The organism is Glaciimonas sp. GG7, from assembly GCF_052976905.1.
This window is the reverse complement of sequence record NZ_JBRIIQ010000042.1, coordinates 1-26,312: the sequence shown is the minus strand read 5'-3', so window position 1 is coordinate 26,312 and position 26,312 is coordinate 1. Positions and strand designations below refer to the sequence as shown.

General features: G+C 50.7%; 14 protein-coding genes. 6 read left to right on the top strand and 8 right to left on the bottom strand.

The features are described 5' to 3' along the window. Positions 1-124: 124 nt before the first annotated feature. Positions 125-4,303 (bottom strand): hypothetical protein, encoded by a 4,179-nt coding sequence (locus tag ACVBEF_RS11590; protein WP_447124099.1) that lies wholly within the window; start codon positions 4,301-4,303, stop codon positions 125-127. Positions 4,304-4,507: 204 nt separating this feature from the next. On the opposite strand from ACVBEF_RS11590, the gene ACVBEF_RS11585 reads away from it, so the two are divergent. Together ACVBEF_RS11585 and ACVBEF_RS11580 are read left to right on the top strand one after the other, a co-directional pair. Beyond that, positions 4,508-4,915 carry a hypothetical protein gene (locus tag ACVBEF_RS11585; RefSeq protein WP_447124098.1) on the top strand — a complete coding sequence of 136 codons (408 nt, stop codon included), beginning with the start codon at positions 4,508-4,510 and terminating at the stop codon, positions 4,913-4,915. A gap of 32 nt (positions 4,916-4,947) precedes the next feature. Further along, positions 4,948-6,186, top strand: a complete 1,239-nt coding sequence (locus tag ACVBEF_RS11580; protein ID WP_447124097.1) for a M20/M25/M40 family metallo-hydrolase — start codon at positions 4,948-4,950, stop codon at positions 6,184-6,186. A 90-nt stretch (positions 6,187-6,276) separates the two neighbouring features. On the opposite strand, the gene ACVBEF_RS11575 is transcribed toward ACVBEF_RS11580, so the two are convergent. The 3 genes from ACVBEF_RS11575 to ACVBEF_RS11565 form a co-directional block, all read right to left on the bottom strand. Then, positions 6,277-11,004: a hypothetical protein gene (locus ACVBEF_RS11575; RefSeq protein ID WP_447124096.1), complete on the bottom strand. Its 4,728-nt coding sequence runs from the start codon at positions 11,002-11,004 to the stop codon at positions 6,277-6,279. Positions 11,005-12,397: 1,393 nt separating this feature from the next. Then, positions 12,398-14,482: a putative bifunctional diguanylate cyclase/phosphodiesterase gene (locus ACVBEF_RS11570; protein WP_447124095.1), complete on the bottom strand. Its 2,085-nt coding sequence runs from the start codon at positions 14,480-14,482 to the stop codon at positions 12,398-12,400. 319 nt (positions 14,483-14,801) lie between these two features. After that, positions 14,802-14,939 carry a hypothetical protein gene (locus ACVBEF_RS11565; protein WP_447124094.1) on the bottom strand — a complete coding sequence of 46 codons (138 nt, stop codon included), beginning with the start codon at positions 14,937-14,939 and terminating at the stop codon, positions 14,802-14,804. A gap of 120 nt (positions 14,940-15,059) precedes the next feature. On the opposite strand from ACVBEF_RS11565, the gene ACVBEF_RS11560 reads away from it, so the two are divergent. Further along, positions 15,060-16,295: a Bcr/CflA family multidrug efflux MFS transporter gene (locus ACVBEF_RS11560; protein WP_447124093.1), complete on the top strand. Its 1,236-nt coding sequence runs from the start codon at positions 15,060-15,062 to the stop codon at positions 16,293-16,295. Positions 16,296-16,788: 493 nt separating this feature from the next. Here the strand turns inward: ACVBEF_RS11560 and ACVBEF_RS11555 are convergent, their stop codons facing one another. Genes ACVBEF_RS11555 through ACVBEF_RS11545 form a run of 3 tightly spaced genes read right to left on the bottom strand, consistent with a single transcriptional unit; the run spans position 16,789 to position 21,391 of the window. Next, positions 16,789-18,219 (bottom strand): efflux transporter outer membrane subunit, encoded by a 1,431-nt coding sequence (locus tag ACVBEF_RS11555; RefSeq protein WP_447124092.1) that lies wholly within the window; start codon positions 18,217-18,219, stop codon positions 16,789-16,791. Continuing rightward, positions 18,216-20,201 carry a MacB family efflux pump subunit gene (locus ACVBEF_RS11550; protein ID WP_447124091.1) on the bottom strand — a complete coding sequence of 662 codons (1,986 nt, stop codon included), beginning with the start codon at positions 20,199-20,201 and terminating at the stop codon, positions 18,216-18,218. The genes ACVBEF_RS11555 and ACVBEF_RS11550 overlap by 4 nt, the downstream gene beginning before the upstream one ends. A gap of 2 nt (positions 20,202-20,203) precedes the next feature. Next, a complete protein-coding gene (locus ACVBEF_RS11545) occupies positions 20,204-21,391 on the bottom strand; it encodes an efflux RND transporter periplasmic adaptor subunit (protein WP_447124090.1) in 1,188 nt (395 codons plus the stop codon). A gap of 436 nt (positions 21,392-21,827) precedes the next feature. Here ACVBEF_RS11545 and rarD point away from each other — a divergent pair, with 436 nt between their 5' ends. From rarD to ACVBEF_RS11530, 3 genes are all read left to right on the top strand, one after another. Continuing rightward, on the top strand, positions 21,828-22,715 hold the full coding sequence (rarD, locus tag ACVBEF_RS11540; protein ID WP_447124089.1) for an EamA family transporter RarD: 888 nt from the start codon (positions 21,828-21,830) through the stop codon (positions 22,713-22,715). 69 nt (positions 22,716-22,784) lie between these two features. Next, positions 22,785-24,452, top strand: coding sequence for an energy-dependent translational throttle protein EttA (gene ettA / locus ACVBEF_RS11535; RefSeq protein ID WP_447124088.1), 1,668 nt, complete (start codon positions 22,785-22,787; stop codon positions 24,450-24,452). 34 nt (positions 24,453-24,486) lie between these two features. Then, entirely contained in the window at positions 24,487-25,563 is a 1,077-nt protein-coding gene (locus ACVBEF_RS11530) for a PDDEXK nuclease domain-containing protein (protein ID WP_447124087.1), read from the top strand. On the opposite strand, the gene ACVBEF_RS11525 is transcribed toward ACVBEF_RS11530, so the two are convergent. Continuing rightward, positions 25,545-26,261 carry an ArgP/LysG family DNA-binding transcriptional regulator gene (locus tag ACVBEF_RS11525; protein ID WP_447124086.1) on the bottom strand — a complete coding sequence of 239 codons (717 nt, stop codon included), beginning with the start codon at positions 26,259-26,261 and terminating at the stop codon, positions 25,545-25,547. The two genes, ACVBEF_RS11530 and ACVBEF_RS11525, sit on opposite strands and share 19 nt — an antisense overlap. Positions 26,262-26,312: the final 51 nt, after the last annotated feature.

Sequence of the window (26,312 nt, the reverse complement as noted above, 5' to 3'; positions counted from 1 at the left end):
CACCTCATCTGTCCCATGAATCGTAGCTGCCGCTTCGGTCGTCGTTTTTTAAACGGGTTGCGCTCCGTAGAGCGCAACATCTCACACACTTCAACTTGGAAACGGCAGTTGACCGCTTCAAGGTTCAACCAAAAAAGCCCTTCCCTGGCAATCGCCTAACTCCGGATTTCTCAGCCTCCTCGCGCACCTGTTTGATGTACCAATCTTCATCAAACTTGCGTCGTCGCGTATGTGTAAGTTTGCTCAGCAATTGTAACGACGGTACTTCTTCCATACTATCAATCGTCGCTGCGGCAACCTGGGGCACAGGTTCATACTTCTGCAAACAGATATCCGCCAGTGCGGCCACTAAGCCACGATCAACACACGCTTGCTCACCACGCAAATTCGGCGTGGCTGTCAATATTTCCAACCCGATAAGCGTCGCTTGACGTCTCGTGGTCAGGGGCATCAGACCATTAGGGCCCAAGAAGGTGATATAACTTTGAGGAAGATAGCGTGCATATACCGTTCTCGCTGCATGGTCCACCAGATGACTGGCACCATACAGGTCAAACGTCTTGGCTGCTGCGGTGGGATCAAGATAATGAAACCGCCACGGCTTATCCAGGAGCCGATGTTGATGCTCTATGGCCAACTGAGCGAAGAGATTCCCTTCGCTATACAGCGCATGAAAAATCGCATTCAGATGATCTAACTGCAACTGATTGTTGAATTCACCACCAGGATCGCCTTCAACAGTGAATGCATTCAATAACGGGGAAGAATCAGGTAATTTGTGATGGTCTAGCTTTGCAAAACATTCGCGCACTTTTGTGACAGTTAAGCTATCGCTGGCGCCTGTACTAAACACCGCTCCCTGAACTTCAGGGGGGGCAATCTGGGCAATGATCGCTTCAAGATATTGGTCCGACAATTGCGCCTCACGAAATTGATCGAGCCGCTCGTCAAGCGACGGCAAAACCTTGGTCATAGAATAAGTGTACCGATACGACGTACCTAATCCGGCTTGCTGGACAATGAGATTCGTCAACGCGATGATAAAACCTTGATATCGCAGATCCTGGCCACGTGGATCATTCTGCAGCGACAATGGGTGCAGGAGTTCATGTAAGAAACCGCGCTGAATAGGAAAACGTTCCTTGTCCCCGTTAAGAGCGTAGAGAAATGGCATTTTTTCAAACTGATTATTTTCCATTATTGAAATACGGTCCGTACCGTATTCTGCATAGAAGTCGTTGTTATAGACAATCGCCCACTTTCCAAGGCCCGGCGATCCCGCATGGAAAATACCTTTAAACGTCCAACTTCTGCACATATCGATGAAATCTGCGCGTGGATCGGAATCGACATGCGCGAATTTTTTATCGATGGTAAAAATTTTATCAAACATCGCCCCGGGGTTATCACCGGAAAAATTGTTCAATTTTCCGAGGAACTGCGTCAGATTGGTTGTCGTCGGATTCTTACTGAAAAGTTTATCGCCGATCTTCATGTCGCTTGGGTGCAAATTACTGCTTGCAGGCCAGCCTGAATATAAGCTGTGATCGTGAATGTTTTCTGCAAACATTTGGCCAAAGCGATATTGGGTTGCGCCACACCAGTTATTGTCCAGTAATTTTCCGTTTGGCGACCTGTCAACGGTGGTGACGCGGTTATCATCAGCGATCAGTCTTACCGCCAGATCGCAAGCATTTCCTTGCGCGTCCACCCGCATTTGAACTTCATGCCCAGTCCGGGCAAGCAGAACCAAGGGGTCATAAGCAGGGTGAATATCGCGCTCCGGCCCCAAACGTAAGCATGAGGCTCCGGCTAAACTTTTTTGTTCCTTTTTTAATTCTTGTAATAGGTCTGCGCTGCCGGGCCAACCAACTTTTTCGATCATATAAATCAAATTTTGGTTGCTGTATTTTTTTGACGCGTTGAAGTCCGAGCCATCATGGGCCAGCTCATAGGCCAGTGTATTGCCCCCGGATTGGCGCGATGCCAACCAATCCTTCCACGCCTGTCTGGATGTTGGTTGTACCTGATACTCGCCCAAGTCCTGCTGCACATATTCCTTCAGAAAGGTGGCGATATCCTCCGAGTTGCCACCATACACACCCTCTGAAATATTATATCTTGCGACTATTTTCCTGGCGTAGAAGACCAGCTCCTTCCACGCAGTTCTTGATATTTTCTGCACCTCAGCATCACCCGGCCAAGGGGCGATATCGTCCGAGGTTTTATTGCGCACTTCCGCTGTGTTTCTTGTAACCGTTTCCTTGGCGTAGGCGGCTAGTTTTACCGGTATCGCATCCGGTGTAGCCTCAGAAATTTCACGCAACCTGTTAGCAAGACTAATAACAAAGTTAAGATTGATAGGATCACGCTTTAAGGTCTGTAAATTTTTCATTAGCCAAAACCTCAGGCTCGGCATTTTGGAGCATGCGGTAGCAATCTCTTTCAAAAACGGTGTATCCCAACCAGCACCGACTTTCCGCACACCGTTTGATGCTGCGAAGTGCAACCCTACGCCCAGATTGAACCAGGCATCATCACCAGCCGGATACGCTACTACATGCGGTTCTACCCTCAATGAACGGATCAGCATCGTATCAACTGAGTGTTCTAGTGAACGCAGACGATAACGCCCGGATTCACCTGTCTGCATCCGGACGTAATTGAGAAAGACTATCTGTTGCGCTTTGTCGAGCGATGAAAAAAAAGGAATTTTACGCAGTGCCGGCAGATCGACTAGTTGCTCAAAATGCAATCCGATCGTGCTCGGACTCGAGAACGTCATGCCATCGTACCCAAGCACACGCAATACATCATCGATCATATGCAGGTTGACCTGTTCAAATCCGATTTTCTGTTTATATTCTTTTCTTACCGCGTGTATAGAAGTCTGACTATCGTTGAGGAAGGCCTGCTCTGGATTGGTGCTATTACGGTATTTGTGGAGGATCGCCGCGCGGTTAAAAGCTAAAGGGAAAGACTGCGAACTATCTGTAGATTTCTCAAAAATCAAACTATGCATGTAGTCATCAAAATGTACTTTTTGGCTTGGCAAGCCCTCCTGCACTAATAATGTGCGTAACGCATCCGACGCACTCACGCGGGTGCTTTCCATGAGTGCAGTATCCAGGGAAAAAAGATTGATCTGTAGCGCATCAGCGTAGGCACGCTTGAAATTTTCTTCCGGATTTGCAGGATGTTTAAAACAGGTATTTCCCATTACGAATGCCTCACTACGGGTGGCGTTCTTAGCATGCATCTGCAGTGCATATTTTGCCGCAAACAAGCGATGCGCTTCATCGCTCAAAGCTTGCCAATGACGTTCTGGCTTACCGGGTGCAGTAAAAGATTTTTGAATATCCTCAGCAATAAGTTTGTACCGAACAGCAGCATCTTCGAAAGATATATTCTGGCTTTGCATCAATATATCGGTGAGCGTAATGTTGTTCTTATAATCGACTTCCAGCTCATTCCAATCCTGATCGTCGGTCAATCGTGTGAACTGGGGGAAGTCAATATCGCTCGGAGGAGGAGGCGCTGAAGGTGCGGGCTGGGATGGTACTGGATCATGATCTTGTCCGGCCAAAGCCATCTCAGCAATCGATGGGACTATGCGCACATGTGACGTGGGGGCTGACCATTCCCACGACCACACAACCTCTTCTTCGTAGTCTGGCAAATATTGCCAGGACGATTTGGAGTTTTGGGTTTGTGGCGAGCGTCGGTTACTTTTTTCTGAAACAACTAGTGATGAATTTTTTATAGGCGCGCTAACCCTCGCATGCGACAGAGGATGCGATTGCCGAGTGTGATTGCCTGGATTTTTTGTTTTGTCGCTAACGGAAGATGCGCGCGCAGACAACATGTGCGTGGCATTGAATCCGGGTGGCAATGGCAACGTACTATTTTTTATATTGTGCGAGATAGTCGATTTTCCTGATGTATCCAATTTTCGGGAAGATAATTTCTGGCTATGACGCACTGCCTGATAAAAATTTTTACGTCCGTGAGGTTGTTTATTTTTTCCCACAGCCTTCAGATTTTGGAAAGCCTTCGACGGGTGCTTACTCTTGCTGGAATCATACTCAGGATGGCTACCCGTCAATGTGTTACCGGGCTTTGATACCCCTCCTGGAATGTGGATATTTTGTATTACCCCTGCAATAGTTTTTACTGTATTGAGAATCTGTAAATCAGTATTTGCTGCATATCTGAAATTATTTCTCACATTTCTGCCGGGCGGAACCGATCGCTCTGAGGGATGGACGTGTACAGCGGAATAGTTTGCAATAGCGTCTGGCATATTTGGCTTTCCTTTTATCTATTTTTAAATGCTCTATGAAGTTCTCCTCGAACACTTGTAAAAATTTAAAACATGCGCATCATGGCAAAATAATTCTACTGATCAACATAACGCGCCAGATCAATTAACTTGCGCGATCTCTGCTATTTCTATCTTTTGCCACTCTTAACCTCCCTCACCAACGAGACCAAAAAAAGAACCGCCATGCCACAGACCACCTTTCTTAATGCCGATTTAATCATCACCGACTGTCACGACCTGTGCAGTTTTTCCCAAAAGTTGGCGCAGAGAGGATTGATGGTATTAAATGTCTACCCAACAGAAGATGGCCTCTGGCGCGCCACATTTGAATGTGACAGCGATAGCGGTGATGACAGGTTTAATGAAATCATTGAGAACATATTGCAATGTATCGAAACACTCCCTGCGGTACTGCGATACCGATGGAACGCATTACAGCATCGCAGCTTAGACATCGGATTTAAAACAGGTAGTAAGGTAGATCCGTACACGCGGCACATCAGCGCGGAATTTCTGCGCCGCATGGACACCATACACCTGGCCCTTGGAATAACGATCTATTCGCACACTCAAGCAAGCTTAACGTCGTAAAATCATTCTCATTTCCCCTTCTCCGAAAAGCCATGTCCACTCCTCCACTCGCCATACAACTCTCCACCTGGATCGATGCCCATTTCGACGAAGAAGTTACCTTCCTCCAAAACATCATCCGCGTCCCGACAGACACCCCGCCCGGCAACAATGCACCGCATGCAGAGGTAGTCGCCGACTTGCTCAACGGTATAGGCTGGGAAGTTGAAAAATATCCGGTCCCAACTGAAACGGTGCGTGCTTACGGCATGGAAAGCATCACCAACCTGATCGTACGGCGGCATTACAGCGCAGCAGGGCCGGTCATTGCGCTCAATGCCCATGGCGATGTGGTACCGCCCGGCGACGGTTGGCAGAAGCTGCCTTATGGCGGCGAGATCGAAGATGGCCGGATATTTGGCCGGGCGACAGCGGTGTCCAAGGGCGATTTTGCGACCTATGTTTTTGCCGTGCGTGCGCTGGAAGCCTTGGGCATTATGCTCAAAGGAACGCTGGAATGTCATTTTACGTATGACGAAGAATTCGGTGGCTTACTCGGTCCGGCCTGGTTGCTAGAGAACAAACTGACTAAACCCGATTACGTGATCGCACCCGGATTTAGCTACAACATCGTGACCGCGCATAACGCCTGTTTGCAATTTGAAGTGTCCATACTCGGCCGTGCGACGCATGGCTCAGCGCCCGAGACCGGCCATGATGCATTGCAAGCGGCCACTGCCGTTTTGCAAGCGATTTACGCCAAATTGCCTGAACTCAAAACGATTACTTCTGCCATCCCCGGCATCACTCATCCGACTATGATAGTCGGACGCATTGAGGGCGGCACCAATACCAACGTCGTACCGGGCAAGGTTGTGCTGAAAATGGATCGCCGCATGATTCCGGAAGAAGATCCGATACAAGTTGAGGCTGATGTGCGTGCAATGATCGAGGGAGCCGTCGCTGGCTTGGCCGGCATTCGAGTAGAAATTAAACGCTTGTTGCTGGCGCGTGCGTTACGTCCTTTGCCGGGCCATGAAGGATTGCTCAACAGTTTGCAAAAAAATGCCGAAACCGTGTTTGGAGAGCCCATTACAACCAACGGCTCGGCCCTCTATACCGATGCCAGACTGTATGGTGAACAAGGCATTCCGGTGGTGCTATACGGAGCTGGCCCACGCACCCTGGCCGAATCGAATGCTAAGCAAGCGGATGAAAATCTAGCTCTTGAGGATTTGCGCCGGGCGACGAAAGTAGTGGCGATGACGCTACTGGATTTTTTGCAAGCGTAGTTAAGATAATCAGCAATCTAAAAAGGCTCCTCGAAGGAAGCCTTTTAGTGTCAGAAAATGGATGGTGAACACATCTGTTCTATGCCAGATCTACACGTTTTGAGGATGTTTTTTAATGAGCTTGTTGCAGATCTCATTTTCATCATCATTGTTTCTTATTATCAGATTGAAGTTTTTCAATAGATTCAAACCGGCGTCCTTGTCCTTGTCATCGATCATTGCGGCGACAAGCACGGGCACCGCTTTGTGGTTGTCCTCCTGCAGGCATGCATTTGCCAGCAGGACGTCTGCGCCACGATTGTTGCGCATTTGTTCCGTTGTCAAATATGTTTTCCCGGTACAGATCTCCATGAGGACAATCATCGTCTGGGTCTTCCGATCTAGCCGTTGGAGACCATAGGGACCCAGGAAAAAAACCGATTCAGGGTCTCCCATATACGCTATTTTTGCGCGATGGTCGACATAATGACTTGCCTGATAGGTTGACAGTATGTCCGTTTTTTGGCTTTGATCCAGGTAGACGAAGCGCCAAGGATTATCGGTTGAAATATGCTCCGTGCAAGTGCTCATTAATTGGGAAAAGAGTCCTTTCTTGAGATATTGCTCATTCACAAACCTGTCTAGCTCTTCCTGATATTTGATACCGATACCAGGGGCCTCTACGCTAATGGCATTAAACAATGTATTCGTCGGTGATGGCTGCTGTAACGACGGCAATCGCGTTAACTGCCGGACCGTTATTGCTGCGTTGGCGTCACTGGTAAAAGTCGCATTCTGAAATGGAGCAGGGGTGATTTTTTTAAGCTGGGCGTTTAGAAATTTGTTAATCCATACCTCGTATTGAAAGTCGCGCATCTGCTCCTCAGTTGAGGATGAAGCCATCGCGTCATAAGCCAGCTCCTCAAACCCGGCCTGTTGCAAAATTACGTTCCTTATCCAGTTGATTAAGCCGGGGCCATCCTCTTTATTTAGCATCTTGCCCAGCCATTGTTGCAGATACATACGCTCGAGAGAGGCGTCTTGTTCGGTACCGGTCAGGTCAATTTCTTTTGGGATATCGCACAGATCGCGATCCCATGGCATATATATATTTTCGTCATGATCGGTTCCTGGCCACTCTCCATAAATACACGTCAACTTTCCGAGAACCGGATCGACCTCGTTGACTATAAGGCGAAACAACCAACTGCCGTCGTAGCATCTTCTGAAAAACTGGCCGGGATTGCACTTGCTGGCGCGAATATCGTTTTCGTTAATATCGAAATGCTTGTCGAATATTTTGGTACCGTTGTGATTCGAGTAATCGTTCAGTCCAGCCAAAATCGCGGGCGCCGTTTTGATAGACGGATCATTAGTGAGGTCACGACCATCCAGTTCTAGCCTAATTGGATCGTCGGGGTAATCATTTATTGGCCAGCCGGAATACAACTGACCGCGGAAGATATCTATAGCTAACATCCGGTTGAAAATAGGATGCCCCTCTTTTACCGCCCTGCTGTAACCGTCGTACAACGCTCCCATCTCTGAAAAAACGGTCGTAGCATCGCGCTCATTGACGATCACCTTTATCGGATATGTGACATCCTCAATCTTCGTTTCGATGCCATGAAACCCACTTAGTGCCAGCAATTTGGCGCCAGCGAGGGGGTCTACCTGTAAATCGAAAGGGGGCAGTGTCTGATCTTGGTTAACGACGAGGAGCCGATCTGGATCTATTATGTCCATCATGCGCGTTATCATGGCGTTGATGACGAGTTGATTCGGTAGAATCGGCGATCTCCCATCTGGCGCAATTTGCGCGTTAGTCGGTTGCGCTTCCAGCCAGTCCTTCCACTGTTGAATCGATACAGGCAGCGGTCCACCCATTGCTTCGGTTAAATAATTGAGACACGCCCACGTCCGAGTATCAGGTGAATCTCCGTCGATCGGCGGTATGCTGATAAATTTTTGTTTCAGCTGTATCGCTAATTCAATCATTGGCTGCGTGATTGTCTTGCCTGGCTCTGCGTTGGCCATCGTGTACAACTCATGGATGGCGACGATGATGTCGTCACGTGGTCGATCAAGGTCTTTGCGCTGCACTATGTTGAGCCACTCAGCTAAACCAGAGACGGTTTTGCTTTTATCAGCCAACAGTTCCCAAAATTCTTTAGCCCATTCCAGGTCGATTTTGCCAACACCGTTGTTGGCGGCAAGATCGACTGCAATCAATTGGTTTAACACCGTGATTTCATTTCCTGGATAGTTTAACTTAGCTAATTCTGTTGTATCGAACTGGCTAAGCACTCTGGCGACCGAGTTCGTTAGCGAACCTAAGGGGTAGTCCCGAGAGATGCCGGTGCCAGCGGATATCGCTTTGCTCACGGCGAGTCTTTGTTGTCCATCGAGTTTTGAATAAGCAGGAATATCATTGAGCAGGTCGTTATTGCATAAAGTATCCAGATACTGTCCGTTAAACCCTGGCAGTACCATGCTGGCATGGTTGTTGTAGTTGAGCCTGTTAAGTACTTGCACCATCATGGGTGGGATGGCTGCCTCAGCGCCCAGGATGCGTTTGAAGTTCGCGACAATTGTCTCCATCCGGCTTTGGGGACTGAAATGCCAACCTTCTCCGGCAGCCATTCTGCAAAGGTATTCATGGAACAGCGCCAGGCGGTGGAGATTTCCGGGCAGAAGCAACACCTTTTCGTCGAAACTCTCAAGAAAAAGATCGGTCTGCTTAGATGAGAACGCCGACATTTCTCTTGCTTGTGATTCTGATGGATTGTTGCGCATCTCAGCGACCGTAGTTTCCAATAGCTCATTTGCTTTCAGGCTATTAAGAAACGCATTAATCTGCTCAGGCGTATCCAGCAATAACGCCTTGCGTAAGGTATCTGATGGGTGTTTGAGGAGATTTCGGCTTAAGACAGTGTCCTTTGCGAGCTCTCGCATCGACTCTTCCATTGTATAAAAATAAATTCTGTCAAAATCGGACTGGTTAGTCTGCATCGCATACTTTTTATTAGCGAATTCCAGTGCCTGAGGGCGGTCTACATTGCCATCCTGATCTTTGAGCGCATATTTTGTAGCAAGATATTTACGCGTCGGTTCGAGCAGTGTATCGAATTGCTCGGTTGGCATCTGGCTATCTGAGGTGAATATCTCGGCAATCGCCTGATCCCAACCATTAAGCAGATCAAGGAAATTTTGATAGGAGGCAGTCGTTTTCGGTACGACTAACAGATCGGCCAGGGTGAGCTGGACTTTTTGCTCCGCATTCAGTATGTCCCAGGTTAGCGGCGGTGATACTGTCGCGGTCAAGAGTGAGGCAGCAACAGTATCATTTTTCGGCGACGCTTCGGGTTCGGGCGCGTTTGCCAGGGATGATATAAATCGATTAATAATCACTGAAATAGAATTGGTCGCCTCTAATGTTGCTCCCGATTTAGTCACTAGAAAAGGGAGTATTGACCTACCATGCACAATATTGCGCGCCTCCATTAAAGATGCTCTTGGTACGACAGCCGGGTTCTTTGCCAAATCCAATAACCTGGTTATTTCAGTATACTTTTCCATTGGATTTTTGATAATCCTCACTGTCGCTCTGGAAATCCCCACATTAAGGAGAGCCTTACTTCCTGCGAAAGCCAGCCCCCCTACGGCTTCAGCCAATATGCCTCTTAAGAATTTACCGAGATGCGCCTGCGACTCCTGTGAATTGTCGACAGCCATTGCAGCGACGACGTCTGGAAGGGTGGAGACTACGCCATTGAAACTTAACATCCATGTCGGCAACAATGGTGCCATCATCAATGAAGCTCCCTGCATCCCAGACTGGGTTAGTCCCAGATATAACATTTGCTTTTGTTCAGTGCTTGAAAATGTAGAGGTGTCCAAATCTAAATTCAATTTACTTTTGTAAGCATCCCATAGCCTATCCCCAGGGCCAGGAGGGCCGAATGTAAAGTCTGGGTCGATTGTTCTGGGATAATCCCTTCCCTTTGTCTGCGGCTGAAATAACAAATCACCCAGGCCGATGGTTATTTTTAAGGGTAACCCCTTTGCTACTGCGGCCTGATACTGGGGTCGTCGCAGCAAGTATCTGCCAGTGCCATCGATCGGCGTTGGAGGAAAATCATCATTCAAGCTATACAAAGTGTCAGAACTTTTATGATCGAGGGGCGGCCCCTTGAAAATGCCGGCAACAACAGTGCCGCGATAAAAGACGGGACAGATTTGTTGTTTTAACGTGTCTATATTGTTAGCCATTTCTGGAAACTCTGCGTACGAATCCAAAAGAGTGCCGGTAACCATGGCATTAATACTGACTATTGCATCATCAGCCATTGGTCCTGAGTTGAGACCCTCCTCAAAGAAATCGCGATACGAAGTCCATAGTCCGTCTCCCATCATGGTTTTTCTCAGCTCTACGGGTAAGACGCTGGTCCAATGAATGTCAAACTCTCCCATCTTGCCGGCTTTTTCATATACCTCCTTGAGATACATCCCTGTCGTAAGTTGTAATGGCGTCCAGCTAGTCTCATACTCAATCGGCTGTATTTGCTTTGACATCTTATCGACGGCTTGTCCCAGCATAGGGCGTATGTCTGAAATTGTGGCGTCGATGGGTTTGTTTATATACGATGCAGGCAGGCCATGCTGTTCGAAGAGAACCTCCAGATATCGTTCACAATAATCGCGACTATTTTGCGTAAGAGGGTCGTAATTCATCGCAGCCCTCAAAGCCTCCCCCTCTTTCCATAACGCCAGTTTTGCGTTTTGAGCAGCTCGCGACCGACCCAACCAGCCCTGAGTAAACAATCCGGTAAAAGTCATAAATGGGTCGCGACCCAATAAAGTACCCCGAGGGTTCGCTATATTTCCAGTCCATTCGATAGCCCTTGCGCGTCTTACTCGGGAAGCGTTGAAAGACTGGAATGCCGGATGATGATCGGCATGTTGTACGTTCTGATTTTCAATGCGCTCAGTGCGCTGTATCAGATTTTGCAACCGGCGTTGATCGATGGGATTGGATTGTTGCTGAGGCCTCGGTAATAAGGGATTTGTCCGTTCTGTCTTTGGTGCGTTTTTTCCCGCTCTGAACGTGGCACTGTTGTGCTCTTTGGCTGACCGACGCGGCCGCCTTGCTCTGCGAAACGTGTTACCCGAGCCAGTGGGTAATGCAGACGAAGAAGCATGATGTACATCCCGAAGGCGGGTCTGAAACTGCTGACTTTCGGCGGATAAAACTGAAGACGAATTCGACCGCCTGGTCGTATTTTGTCTGCTGCCGATAGAGCCAATGGACGGTGCAGCCATTGTTGACACTAAGATAGAACCGAGGGTAAATAGCGCAACCAGAGGTATATGATTCATTTTCTGGTGGCCAGGCCCGCAGCGCGGAAGTTCTCTTACACAGCTAGAGCCGCGGACAAACTGGTCGCTGAATTTGCCGGCGCGGATAGATCTTGCCCTATTATCCGCACCAGGTTTATTTAGATTGTGCGCTCGGTAGGGGCAACTAGAATTGGATATATTGGTTCGATTGGTTCTGTACGGCATCGTGCTCTCTTTCTGATCTTGAGTAAGATTGTTTATGAATCATCTATTCGGAGGGGTCGGGGATGCTAAAGCAGGTAATACACTCTGCGATCGCTCTCGTTAACTGAATCCGTTATGAGGCAAAAGCGCATCGGCGATAATTATATTTATTGCCGAGGGACATTCGGAAGTATCCCTAATTACCGCTATGGTAAAAGTCAAATTTTGCAATAGCGCAGCAGTTTTAAACCCTACCAAACCAAGTCAATAGTGGCGTGAAAATATCGACTTCTGTTGACCTCATGCACAAGCTTTACATCCTGCGGATCGAAACCGAGAAGTGCACATTAAAACGATCGCGTCTTTCATAAACAATCGGTCGTTTGATGCAATCAGATTATTTAGGACTTACGCAAAATTGTTCCCGTAAGGAAGACCTTTGATGCCATTACGAAAAGTAAGCCTGGGAGGGATAACGCCGCCGGGGCGGTTTTGCGTAAGTCCTATCTATGATCCATGGACTCAGAGATGTGCGTACAAATCAGCGTTATTTACACTCTCAACAATTGGTACCAAAGCTTTAATAAAACATCAAATCGATACGCATAACAAAAACAGAAGAATAGTCAAAAAAACGATCCGACTTATTCTGGTGATCTGCTGACAAAACCGTACCGTAGTTATTCAGCTATGCCATCAACATCTCCGTCATCACATCGGCCGGAACCGGCTCGCTAAACAAAAATCCCTGATACTGATCGCAGCCAATCTGCCGCAAAAACCGTAATTGCTCAACCTTGGCGACGCCTTCAGCCACCACAATCAACTGCAAACTATGCGCTAACGTGACCACGGCGCGCACGATGGCACGATCTTCTTGATTGGTCTCCAAAGACTGTATGAAAGAGCGATCGATCTTGATCTCGTTGAGTGGAAAACGGCGCAAATAACTCAGACTGGAATAGCCCGTACCAAAATCATCAATCGATACCCGTAGGCCGCGCCGGGTCAACTCACGCAACACATCAATCGCGTTTTCCGGGTTGCCCATGAGCGACCCTTCTGTCAATTCCAGTATCAAGCCTGACCCCGGAATATCATGCCGCTCGAGCATCGCCATCGTATTCGCCACCAAGTCGCGTTGCAAAAATTGATGGGCAGAAAGATTCACAGAGATGGGGATCGGAGCTAATCCTATCGTTAAGCCCATATCCTGCCAACGCCGACTTTGCTGGCACGCAGCTTCAATGACCCAATCACCAATGGCGACAATGAGGCCGCTTTCTTCGGCCAGCGGGATAAATCTGGCGGGCGACACCAGGCCATACTCGGGATGCTGCCAGCGCAATAACGCTTCGACGCCGATAATTTTTCCAGAGGCAATATCCACCTTGGGCTGATAAAACATCCGAAATTCATTTCTGGCCAAGGCCGGACGCAAACCACTTTCCAAATCGACGCGGTCACGGTTGCGGGCGTGCATTTCGGGCGTGAAGAAATGATAGTTATTACGGCCGTGTTGCTTGACGTACGTCATCGCGGTATCCGCGTTTGCCAGCAATGCTTCTGCACTGTGGCCATCGCTGGGATAGACGCTAATGCCAATCGACACCGTGACATGGACTTCATGCGAAGGCACGTGCAAAGGGCGCCCCAGCAATTCGATGAGATTGGCGGCGATACGGCCTGCGTCGGCCATTTGCGCCATCTCGGCCAGGACAACGAACTCGTCTCCGCTCAGTCGTGCCAGGATGTCGTGCGGCCCCAGGGTTTGACGTATACGCAGCACAAAAGCATTGAGAACCTGATCGCCAGCGGTGCGCCCGAGCGACTCATTGACGGTCTTCAGACGATCGATATTAATGTGCAACACGGAAAATAGGCTACGCGTCTTGTCCGCTTGTGCCAGCGTGATGGCTTCGGTGATTTTTTCGCTGAGCAAGGAGCGATTGGGCAAACTGGTCAAGACATCGTGCGTGCCCAAATAAGCGAGTCTGGAGTGCACCGATTTAAGAGAGGCTCTGAGCGCGTCGGCATGGCGACGACTGCGAATATCGATAAACGATAACAACAATATAAACGCCAGCACAACCAGCGTAAAACCGGCGACTGAATACGCCAGCCAGTTATGGTTCAGACCATCATTAAAGGTGCATAACAGATTGGCCGAATTGCCAGGAAAGCGCGCCGCCGCCATACCGGTGTAATGCATGCCGGTAATGGCCAAACCCATAATGATGGCTGCTGCTAGCCGGGTCAGATTGGTATGCCAGGCGTCACCCCCGCGCAAATGAAACGCCAGCCACAAAGCGACAATCGCGCCCACGATCGCCACGGCGACCGAGACGAGAAACAGGGCATGATCGTAATGCAATCCCGGCTCGACCTGGATGGCCGCCATCCCCAGATAATGCATCGCAGAAATGCCAAGGCCGACAAGGACGCCGCCCAATACCAGTCGATGTCGACCCAGTCGTGGCCCCTTCACTAAAAATAATGCAAAGCAGCACGCAGCTGCGGCCATCACCCACGAGAGTAGCGTTTTTTCAACATCGTACTCAATCCCGATCGGCAAATAAAATGCCAGCATCCCGATAAAATGCATGGCCCACATTCCGGTACCCATCGCAATACCGCCACCGAACAACCAAGCCCATACTTGTGGCCCACGCGCGCTACTCACACGTCCGGCCAATATCAGGGCAACATAAGCGGCAACTACTGCAACGGCGAAGGAGAGTAGGGAAAGAGCAGGAATGACGGTGCCGTTCATTAAATTTGCTATCTGAATAGGTTAAAACATGATCACTTGCGCACACCTATGGCCAGCACCGGTGAATCTTATCCGCGCAACCAATACGACTGACAGGCTACCTGCCAAAGCGTTTCTGAAGTGTTGCATCAGGTCCATCAACATGCGGCAAACAATGCCTGAACGTGCAACGTCAAGATAATAAAGGGAATCATTATTTTGTTGTTGATTTATATTCATCTATTGATATGCCTCATCGTTTGCGAACTTGCGCTACGCCAACAAGATTGTATCGGGCGGCTGAGGGGCGGCGCTACATACCTTTCCGCTCGGAAAAAAATCAATGAATACTATAAAATGCGGCGACATATTTAGCGGCAATTTCAATGGAATGCGTATGGCAATGTGGGCGGTGGCGGGCTGACGCTGTTGTCCCGGCAAAGCGCTGGTCTTTGATCATCAGAAAAAAATTAGCCATCTGTCCTTCCAATGATTCATCCCCTATTTGCAGACCTCAACCGCAGCAGTAACAGTTCCACAGCGCAATTTCCCTCTAACAGTATTCCCGCACACATTCTGCGCACATTTCAAAGCATTCATGACAAACAACGAAGTAACTTCTGCGCCAGAAAAAATGCTGCCCGGCTGGCTCATTTTGCTGGGCGCACTCACTGCGATCGGCTCTCTTTCGATCGATATGTATCTGCCAGGTTTCCCCACTATTGCGAAAGATTTCGGCGTTGGCGGCAATCTCGTACAGCTCACGCTGACCACTTTTTTGGTAGGTCTGGCCGTGGGTCAAATGTTCTACGGACCGTTGAGCGATCACTTTGGACGCAAACCGCCGTTGTATTTCGGATTGGGTTTATACACACTGGCGTCCATCGCCTGCCTGTTCGCGCCAGATGTCACGATGCTGATGTTCGCCCGCTTTATGCAAGGGCTAGGCGGCTGCGCCGGGATGGTCATTAGTCGTGCCGTGATTCGGGATAGGATGGGCGCGGCAGGCTCGGCTAAAGCCTTTTCTCTTTTGATGCTGGTAATGGGAATCGCGCCCATTCTGGCACCCTTGATTGGTGGTGAAGTACTCACACGATGGGGCTGGCGCGTGATCTTTGGCGGCTTGGCCATCTTCGGTCTGCTGTGCCTGATCGCTATTGACAGGACCATGCAAGAAACGCTGGACCGCCAACATACAGCGCCGCTACTACTGGGCCGCGTGCTCAGACAATACGGCACATTGCTGCTAGACCGCCAGTTTTTGGCCTACACCTTATGCGGCGGTTTGTTGCAGGCGGGAATGTTTACCTATATCACCGGCTCGCCTTTTGTCCTCATCACCTTGCACGGTATCAAGCCGGAAAATTTCGGCTGGGTGTTCGGCTCCAACGCCATCGGTTTGATTGCGGCGTCGCAGATCAATGCCCGACTGGTCGGCAAACTCTTGCCAGACACGATTCTTGGACGTGCCTTATGGTTGCCAGCCGGATTGATGCTCGGCATCACCTTACTCGTCGCCGTCGGCGTCAATAGTCTGATATTGCTGTTGATCGGCTTCTTCGGCTTTATGGTCAGTTACGGCTTTATCAGCCCGAATGCCTCCGCGATTGCCTTGTCGCAACAAGGCCATCAAGCCGGTACTGCATCGGCATTAATGGGGACGCTGCAATTCTCGCTGGGTATCCTCGCTGGTATCTGCATGAGCTTGTGGCATGACGGCACGGCGCTGCCGTTGGTGATTGTGATGGCAATGTGCGGGGCAGGGGCTCTGGTGCTGCATCGGTATGTTGCGCGGCCGGAACATTGCCGGTTGATGGCTGCTGCGGAGGTTTGACGCGCAGTATTCGTCATCTCTGAAAAGTATCCACATTAATCGTTGGATTAATGTGGATGAGGGACATTAAGTGGAAGAAAACAGACTACCTATAAGCTAGAAATCCCCGGAATATCCGAACATTGAGCAATACACGAAACATTCGTCACCGCACAATTATCCGCAATGCATTGCTCGATAGTGGTAACAGGAGGGATTGGTACACATATGCCAGCAATACATGTTTCCCCTGCTGGCGGTGTTTGCGCCATGACTTCAGAAGATAGCGCCGCCGTAGCTACAATAATAAAAACAGATACTTTTTATACGATTTTGAATAATACTGTGCATGTCATTCCCCAATAAAATATTTCACTGTCAGATCAAAATGAAACTGCCCACTTTTCTCTTCGATTTTCAATGAGAGAAATGAGAGAAATGTGTGTTTGAAGTGTAGTGAATATTTTACTGATTGCCATACGGAAATAAAGAGCAATTCCACTAATCCCCGGCTTCACTCTGTGTGCGTCATTTCATCCGGTGTCACACGCGCATCGCCCCCCAATGCCTGATACAGCGTCACCTGACTAATGAGCAAATTGAGCATATTGTCGGCTTGCGCGAGCTGGGAGGCGCGTAGCGTATCTTGCGCATCGAGCCATACTCTCAACGCCACAGCGCCTTCCCGATAGCGCTCTTGATACAGGCGTTCAATCTGATTTGCCGCAGCCAGCGATTGCGCCAGCTTGCTGGCCTGGGCCTGAAACTGGGTGCGTGCGGATAAGGCGATCTCGACGTCGCTCAGTGCCTTATAAAAAGTCTGACGAAAATCGATCACCGCTTTTTCATAATTTGCCTGCGACACTTTGATGCTCAGTTGCATCTGATTCCACTGCAAAAACGGAAAAGTCAAACCCGTCGCCAATGTACCGACCGGATTTTGCAGCAGATTGCTCAGCGCGGTACTGCTGCTTCCGAGAGAACCTGTGAGTGACAAGGCCGGATAATAGTTAGTCCGCGTAACCTCGACGGTCGTGAGCATTTCGCGCAGCCGTAACTCCGCCGCACGCAGGTCAGGCCGACGACTCAGTAACTGTGACGGTAGCCCGGCGGCGATGGTTGGCAGTGCCTGGATAGATAGCGCGGATAAGGTGCTGCTTTCAGGGTAGGAATCGCCGGGCGGACCGTTGAACAAAATCGCGAACGCCGCACGGTATTGCACCAGCTGTTGCAGCAATTGCGTGCGCGCTGCCTGTTGCACGGCGAGCGACTGCTCGGCCTGCAATACCTCCAGCGACGTGACAGCGCCAGCGTCATGCTGCAACCTGACCATCTCCAGAATTTTGCCGAGATACACGATGCTTTGGTCATTGACGTCGAGGTGTTGTTGCGCGTTCGCAATCTTCCAATACAAGGTTGCGGTCGTACCGATCAAGGCTAGCGCCGCACTTTGACGATCCTCTTCCGTTGCCTGCGCCTCCCACTCGGCGACATTGCGTTGCTTCGCTAAATTGCCCCACAGATCAAGCTGGTAGCCGACCGAGCCGGTGAGGGTCTGAGAATTGCTAATGTTGGGCTGACCGCGCAGATTACGATTATTGGCCGTACTTAAACCAAGCGACACCGTCGGATTAATCACCGCCAGACCGGCTTGCAATTGTGCGCGCCGCACCAGAATCGCAGCCCCCGCCAGATCATTATTGCGTGCCAATGCCAGTGCGATCAATTGATTCAGAACAGGGTCATTAAAATTTTCCCACCAATGATCGTTGAGGGTGGCCGTGCTAGTGTTCGTCTCGGCGCTATGTTGCCATTGCGTCGGTATCGTCATTGGCACGTTTTGATACGGCACAGGCGCGGCGCAACTGGCGAGCAGGCTAACGGCGACCATCGTGATGCTGACGTTAAGAAGTATTTTTTTAGATTGCATAGTAGTTATTTTCATTCTCTTGCCAAAGCGTCTACGGGGTTTAACCGCGCCGCATTGCGGGCCGGTAAAAAGCCAAAAACAATGCCGATCAAGGTTGAACAGGTACAAGCAGCGATGATCGAAGTCATCGAGTACACCATTTGGAAATCAATGCCCACAGCAGAAATAAGTGCGCCTATGCTGAAGGCCAGACCAATTCCCAGAATGCCGCCGAACAGACAGACCAATACCGACTCGATCAAAAACTGCCGCATGATGTCGCCCTGACGCGCACCGACCGCCATCCGCACACCGATTTCCTGAACCCGTTCGGTCACGGAAACCAGCATGATATTCATGACGCCGATGCCGCCGACGATCAACGAGATCACGGCAATCATTGATATCAGCAGCGTCAAGGTGGCAGTGGTCGATTCGATGACTTTACGAATGCTATCGCTGTTTTGAATAAAGAAATCTTTGCTGCCGTGGCGCTGGGTTAATAGTTTGACGATGCTCTGTTCGGCGGCATCGTTGGAGACCGCATCGCTGATACGCACCGTGATCGATTGCAAAGGGGATTTGCCCAGAATGCGACTGAGTACGGTTGTATAGGGAACCCATAAGGTCAGACTGCCACCGTCGCCATACGCGTTTTTTTCTTTTTGGGCCACGCCGATAATCCGGTTAGGGATATTTCCCAGCATCAATACTTGCCCAATCGGATTATCGTTAGCACCAAACAATTTTTTCCGAGTATTGTGGTCGATCACCACTTCTTGCATCTGATGCTTGACGCTATCAGGTGTAAACCCCATCCCCTCTTCAATGAGAATGCCGTGCACGCGGAAATGCTGCTCTCCTACGCCCTCAAGCGAAGCATTGACCGATATATTCCGATAGCGCACAACCGTTGAGGTTCTGATGCCGGGGGTCGCGCTATCGGCATAGACCTGCTGCGCCAGCGCGTCTGCATCGGCCGAAGTCAGTGAGCGCAATGCCCCCGCTTTGACGTCGCCATAGCCGCCACCGGGATAAATCGTGATGGTGTTGGTACCCAGAAAACTCATCTCTTTGAGAATTTTTATCCGCGATCCTTCGCCAAGGGCGACGATCGATACCACAGAGGCTATGCCGATAATGATACCCAGCATGGTTAAAAAACTCCGCAGCCGATGCGACTTCATCGACAGCAAGGCCATTTTGCAGGCCTCAATCAGACTCGCGCCGAAGGCGCGCCATGACGACCCCTGATCGAGCGCGATGTGCGCCCGGTTAGCATGATGGGTATTGAGCGGTGCGACAGCAGTACTGCCTTCCACCGCCTCTGGATGGTGCAAGCGGTCAGCAATGATTTCGCCATCGCTGATTTCGATGATGCGTTGGGCGTGCTGCGCGACTTGCATGTCATGCGTGACGATGATGACGGTGTGACCTTCGGCATGCAGCTCTTTGAGAATCTTGATGACTTCCTGGCCGCTGTGACTATCCAATGCGCCGGTCGGTTCATCAGCCAGTATGACCTGACCACCATTCATCAACGCACGCGCAATACTGACGCGTTGCTGCTGACCGCCGGACAATTGGCTGGGACGATGATGGCTACGGTTCGCCAAGCCCAACCGACTCAATATTGCCTGCGCGCGCTGTTTGCGGGTTGCTGTCGGTGTACCGGCATAGATCGCGGGGATTTCGACATTGCTGAGCGCATCGAGATCCGGCAAAAGATGATAACGCTGGAAAATGAAGCCAAAATGCTCGCGCCGTAATTGCGCCAGCGCGTCCGGCTCAAGTTCACTAGTGGCATGCCCGGCGACGTGATAACTGCCACGACTGGGACGATCCAGACAGCCAAGGATGTTCATCAAGGTTGACTTGCCCGAGCCGGAAGGGCCGACCAACGCCACCATTTCTCCGGCGGCAATCTTCAGGTTGATGTTGTTCAGTACGGTGATGGTTTCTTCGCCGGAGGGGTACTCACGGTATAAATCGGTCAGTTCTAATAGTGGGCGCTGCATGTTTAGCCGCCGATCGTCAATGACGATGTACCTTTATCGACACCGTTGGCGTCGCCAATGATGACTTGCTCGCCTGCTTTAAGGCCATCCAACACTTGGGTATTGAGGTTATTGAGGCCAACTTTGATCTGTCGCGCACTCACCGTTTGCTTACCGTCCTTGGTTTCCAGCACCCGGACTTCATAACGCCCATCTTTACCGCGCTTGCCTAAGGCGGTCGAAGGAATGACTAATACGCCCTTGGCCGCATTGAGCACAATCGTGACTTGCGCCGTCATGGAAATGCGCAATTTCTGATCTGGATTGGGAACATCAAATAAGGCGTTGTAATACACCGGCGCAGCGGTGGCATTGCTTTTAGGGCTGGCATCCGAACTGATGGACTCCGGGGCTAACTCGACAGTGCGAAGGGTACCTGGGTAGCGGTGGTCCGGATCGCCCAGTACGGTGAAATAGACGGCTTGTTTTTGATTCACCTTAATCACGTCAGCTTCAGAGACCAGCGCCTTGACCGTCATGGTGTGCAATTCGGCCAGAATAATAATCGTGGGTGCCAACTGTGCGGAGTTCACCGTTTGACCTTCTTTGGTCACAATGGAGACCACTTTGCCGTTCATGGGCGCGATGATTTTGGTGTAGCCAAGATTAAGCTGTGCCGTGCTGACGGTGATTTTGGCTTGTTCGATTTGGGCGTTCAGAGAATCGATATCGGCCAAAGTGCTTTGCAGCGTGGCGTCAGCGGCTTCGTAATCTCCGCGTGAACTGGCGTCCCCCGCAAGCAACCGTTTCTGACGCTGAAAATTTAACTGCGCCTGCACCAGCGCCGCCTGTTTAGAGCGGTATTGGGCGCGTACCTGAATCAGGGCCGACTGGGCATTTTCCAGCGCATTTTGCTGCGCCAATGAATCGATCTCAGCAACTAGCTGCCCCTTTTTGACTTCCTGCCCCAGCACCACTTTCAGGCTTTTGAGCTGGCCCGAAACCTGCGCCCCTACGCTCACCTGTTTCAACGCTTCGAGCGTGCCGCTGGCTAAGACGGTGTCCTCAATGTCCGACAACGTGACCGGTACGGTAATGTAGTGTGACTCTTTTTTGGCAGGAAAGAAAAAATGATAAATAAAATAGAGCGCTATCAGAAGCAAGACGGCAGAGACAAGGTAAATAATAGATTTTTTATTCAATAACCGCATAGTTAATCCAACGAAAAATGAGCGTTAATTGGTCGAAAGTATAGTGACTGCACAGAAAAGATTTATTACCAGCATCTGCTCAACAAGCTATCGACAGCGAGCACCTGAATCGCATCTCAACCAGTGCTGGCGCAGCTCGAGGCGAATTATGGGGTGTTTTATTCTGTCTAAAATATAGGCAAAGACGGATACAAAGACTTCTTAAATGCGATTAAGTTTCTGCCAGAAACTATAATTCCTCCATTGAGTTACGGCAAGATCGTTCTGCCCTGATAAGTGCTGTATCGCAACGACGAAGAATCAGGCACATCTGGCAAACATCAAAAGCAGTGCCGATATCAACACGAATAACTGGCGCAATATTGCCGCCTTTTTGCGTAAAATATGCACATTTCCAGGTCCCGCCTGCCCACCCTTTTCGTATTAGCTCATCACCATGCAAGCAGGTATCTTTTGCGCACTCGCCTCCTACATCCTGTGGGGTCTGTTTCCGATCTACTTCAAAGCTCTGGAGGAAATCCCGCCGCTGGATATCGTCATGCATCGCATGTTGTGGTCATTTTTGTTTCTGATTGTGGTGCTGACATGTCGTAAGCAATGGGCCTGGATAGGCCCCGTGATGCGCCAGCCACGCGTGGTCGCAGGTTTTGCCGCCAGCGCACTCTTGCTGGCCGCCAACTGGACTACCTACGTCTGGGCTGTCAACAATAATCACATCCTCGATGCCAGTCTGGGATACTTCATCTGTCCACTGGTGAGCGTGGCGCTGGGTTGTATGTTTTTGCGTGAGCGCCCCAGACCCATTCAATGGATCTCGATTGCGCTGGCAGCCAGCGCCGTGGTCTGGCTGACCTGGCAAGCCGGCCATCCACCGTGGCTTTCATTAATTCTTGCGGTCACTTTCGCAGGCTACGGCTTGCTGCGCAAAACTGCCAGTCTGGGCCCTTTGCCCGGTCTTGCTCTGGAAACCGCGCTGGTGTTGCCGTTGACGCTCGCATGGCTAAGCTTCACCACACTGCAAGGCCACAACAGTTTCATGAGCGCATCGACCTCATCGCAATGGTTATTGGCCGCCGCAGGACCGATTACCTCGATTCCCCTGTTACTGTTCGCCGCCGGTGCACGGCGCATTCCGCTGTCGCTGCTCGGGCTGCTGCAATACATCACGCCCACCATCCAATTGATCATTGGCGTCTGGCTATATCACGAACCGCTCGATGGCGGCACGCTGATCGGCTTTGTCATTATCTGGGCTGCGCTGGTGCTGTATTCGGCGGAGGGTTTGTGGCAAGCATGGCCCTGGAGTCGGCCTGTTTCAGGTTAATCAAAGTGTACTTCGGTTATCCTTAGCGCCCTGCGTACCTCCTTCTTTTTATCTTTCTTTGAGATCCTTATGGCCCAATACGTCTACACAATGAACAAGGTCGGCAAAATCGTGCCGCCAAAACGCCAGATTCTGAAAGACATCTCGCTCTCGTTTTTCCCCGGTGCCAAAATCGGCGTACTGGGTCTGAACGGCTCCGGCAAATCGACGCTGCTCAAAATCATGGCCGGTATCGACACCGATATTCAAGGCGAAGCTACGCCAATGCCGGGCCTGAACATTGGCTATCTGCCGCAAGAGCCGCAACTCGATCCAGAGCAAACCGTACGCCAGGCAGTTGAAGGCGGCCTCGGCGAAGCCTTTGAAGCGCGTGCCAAACTCGACGCGGTCTACGCTGCGTATGCCGAGCCGGACGCTGACTTTGACGCACTGGCAACCGAGCAAGGTCGTCTGGAAGCGATCATTTCGACCTCTGACGGCGGCAATCTGGAACTGCAACTAGAAATGGCCGCCGATGCGCTACGCCTGCCGCCGTGGGACGCCATCATTGGCGTGCTCTCGGGTGGTGAAAAACGCCGCGTCGCCCTGTGCCGTTTGTTGCTATCGAAGCCAGACATGCTGCTGCTCGACGAGCCGACCAACCATCTGGACGCCGAATCGGTGGACTGGCTGGAGCAATTTCTGCAACGCTTTCCCGGCACAGTAGTCGGCATTACCCATGACCGTTACTTCCTCGACAACGCTGCTGAATGGATTTTGGAGCTCGATCGCGGCCACGGGATTCCGTGGAAAGGCAATTACAGCTCATGGTTAGAACAAAAAGGTGACCGCTTGAAGCAAGAAGAAGCGACCGAATCATCGCGCCAGAAAACCATCGCCAAAGAACTCGAATGGGTACGCCAAAATCCAAAAGGCCGCCAGGCCAAGAGCAAGGCGCGTCTGGCCCGCTTTAATGAGTTGAGCGAGCATGAATACCAAAAACGCAACGAAACCTCGGAAATTTTTATCCCGGTAGCCGAGCGTCTGGGTAACGAAGTCATCGAATTCAAAAACGTCTCTAAATCCTTTGGCGACCGTTTGCTAATCGACAATCTCAGCTTTACCGTCCCGGCAGGCGCGATTGTCGGCATCATCGGCCCCAACGGTGCCGGTAAATCAACGCTGTTCAAAATGATCACCGGCAAAGAGCAACCGGACAGCGGCGAAGTCGCCATCGGCCAGACCGCCCGTGTCTCGATCGTGGATCAGCATCGCGACGCCTTGTCGGATAGCAAAACCGTGTTCCAGGACGTCTCCGGCGGCGCAGACATCCTCACCGTTGGCCGCTTTGAAATGGCTTCGCGCGCCTATTTGGGTCGTTTCAACTTTAAAGGCGGTGACCAGCAAAAAATCGTCGGCAACCTCTCCGGCGGTGAACGCGGACGCTTGCATCTGGCCAAAACCTTGCTACAAGGCGGCAACGTTCTGCTGCTCGATGAACCGTCCAACGACCTCGACGTAGAAACCCTGCGCGCACTCGAAGACGCCTTGTTGGAGTTCGCCGGTAGCGTCATGGTGATCTCCCATGATCGCTGGTTTCTGGACCGGATCGCGACCCACATTCTGGCATTCGAAAGCAATTCGCAAGTCACGTTCTTTGATGGTAACTATCAGGAATATGAAGCCGATAAACGTAAGCGTCTGGGTGAAGAGGGTGCCAAGCCTAAGCGGATTCGGTATAAGCCGGTGACGCGGTAATAAGGTCAACTTACAAACAATTACCTGATTTGATATGACAGACAAGACTGTTCTTATTCCTGAATATCTGGCCTGGCTTTCCGAATTAAAACTGCGGATTGCATCGGCTCAACAACGGGCTAGCCTGGCCGTCAATCATGAACTCGTATTGTTGTATTGGCAGATCGGTCAGGATATTTTGCAGCGGCAACAGGTTCAGGGATGGGGTACCAAAGTCATTGATTTACTGGCAAAAGACTTACGTGCCGCCTTTCCTGACATGAAGGGCTTTTCGCCACGTAATCTGAAATATATGCGGGCGTTTGCGCATGCGTGGCCTGAACCTGAATTTGTGCAAGCGGTGCTTGCACAATTGCCGTGGTTTCACCAACTCACCTTGCTTGACAAGCTCAAGAGCCGTGGGGAACGGGAGTGGTATGTAATTAAAGCCATTGAACACGGCTGGTCACGCAATGCATTGAGAATCCAAATAGAAACCAAACTGCACCAACGCCAGGGTGCTGCACAGACCAATTTTGCCAACCGGCTGCCTGCGGTGCAATCCGACCTGGCCCTCAATACACTCAAAGACCCCTATATTTTTGATTTTCTTGGTCTGGGCGAAGAAGCACAAGAGCGCGATATCGAATTGGCCTTAATCCAGCATGTCACCAAGTTCTTGCTGGAATTGGGTGCGGGGTTTGCTTTTGTCGGCAGACAATATCGGTTAACCGTGGGCGATGAAGAGTTTTACATCGATCTGCTGTTTTATCACCTCAAGCTGCGTTGTTATGTCGCGGTTGAACTCAAGACCACTCCCTTCAAACCGGAATATGCAGGACAACTCAACTTTTACCTCTCTGCCATTGATGCCGATGTGAAAGCTAAAGATGACAATCCAACCATAGGCTTACTGCTATGCAAGGACCATAACCGCACGGTGGCGGAATACGCACTGCGTGGCATGGATAAACCGATGGGCATTGCCAGTTACCAATTAGTACGCGCAATCCCTGAAAATCTGGCAACCAATTTACCGACAATCGAACAACTTGAAATGGAATTACAGTGGTCTGGTGACGATGATGGCTCATCCTCTACATTGTCCCCACATCACCCCGCATCGACATAACCCAGACTACGCCGTGCCGTCTCAATAATCTGTGCCGACAACGCCTGCGTCAACGGCGTCTGAATATTCCAGGCGTGCCACACCAACGGCACATCGATCCCATCCCCGGGCGATAAATCCACCAACTCCCCCCTCGCCAACGCGCCGTCAATCTGTAACGTCGGCAACATCCCGTAGCCAAGACCGGTATGCACAAATTTTTCAAACGCTTCCGCCGAGGCGATGGAATGATGCGGAAATGTGCCCTGCCAGCCTAAACGCCAGTCCAAAAACCGCGCATGTAGCGCATCTTTCTCATTAAATACAACTGCGGGAGCCTGCGCCACCGCCGCCGAGGTGAAACCAGCGCTAAACCAGCGCGCGGCAAATACTGGTGACGCCGCGCAAACATAGCGCTCGACCCCCAGCGGCGTAGCGGTAGTGCCGGCAACTGCAGCCATCGAGCTGGTAACGCAGGCGAAAACGCTGCCTTCACGCAGCAATTGCAAGGTGTGATCCTGATCGTCTACCAATATCGTTAACTGGCATTGGGGTGGATTGAGGATAGGCGCTACCGCGTCCAGCAACCAGGTGGCGAGCGTATCGGCATTCACCGCGATGGCGATATCGGGCAAGACGCCAGGCGCGTCTACCGCAATATTGAGCGCCGCCTCCATCAACTTAACCTGCCGATAATGCGCAATCAGGCGCTGCCCCAATCGATTCGTGCTCGATGAACCGGGCGCTTAGAGAAGCTATCACCGACTGCC

Excerpts from the sequence above, each read along its gene's own strand:
- rarD (WP_447124089.1), top strand. The coding sequence starts at position 21,828 with ATGCAAGCAGGTATCTTTTGCGCACTCGCCTCCTACATCCTGTGGGGT.
- ACVBEF_RS11585 (WP_447124098.1), top strand. The coding sequence starts at position 4,508 with ATGCCACAGACCACCTTTCTTAATGCCGATTTAATCATCACCGACTGT.
- ACVBEF_RS11580 (WP_447124097.1), top strand. The coding sequence starts at position 4,948 with ATGTCCACTCCTCCACTCGCCATACAACTCTCCACCTGGATCGATGCC.
- ettA (WP_447124088.1), top strand. The coding sequence starts at position 22,785 with ATGGCCCAATACGTCTACACAATGAACAAGGTCGGCAAAATCGTGCCG.
- ACVBEF_RS11530 (WP_447124087.1), top strand. The coding sequence starts at position 24,487 with ATGACAGACAAGACTGTTCTTATTCCTGAATATCTGGCCTGGCTTTCC.
- ACVBEF_RS11555 (WP_447124092.1), bottom strand. The coding sequence starts at position 18,219 with ATGAAAATAACTACTATGCAATCTAAAAAAATACTTCTTAACGTCAGC.
- ACVBEF_RS11560 (WP_447124093.1), top strand. The coding sequence starts at position 15,060 with ATGACAAACAACGAAGTAACTTCTGCGCCAGAAAAAATGCTGCCCGGC.
- ACVBEF_RS11590 (WP_447124099.1), bottom strand. The coding sequence starts at position 4,303 with ATGCCAGACGCTATTGCAAACTATTCCGCTGTACACGTCCATCCCTCA.
- ACVBEF_RS11565 (WP_447124094.1), bottom strand. The coding sequence starts at position 14,939 with ATGGCTAATTTTTTTCTGATGATCAAAGACCAGCGCTTTGCCGGGACA.
- ACVBEF_RS11545 (WP_447124090.1), bottom strand. The coding sequence starts at position 21,391 with ATGCGGTTATTGAATAAAAAATCTATTATTTACCTTGTCTCTGCCGTC.
- ACVBEF_RS11570 (WP_447124095.1), bottom strand. The coding sequence starts at position 14,482 with ATGAACGGCACCGTCATTCCTGCTCTTTCCCTACTCTCCTTCGCCGTT.
- ACVBEF_RS11550 (WP_447124091.1), bottom strand. The coding sequence starts at position 20,201 with ATGCAGCGCCCACTATTAGAACTGACCGATTTATACCGTGAGTACCCC.
- ACVBEF_RS11575 (WP_447124096.1), bottom strand. The coding sequence starts at position 11,004 with ATGACTTTTACCGGATTGTTTACTCAGGGCTGGTTGGGTCGGTCGCGA.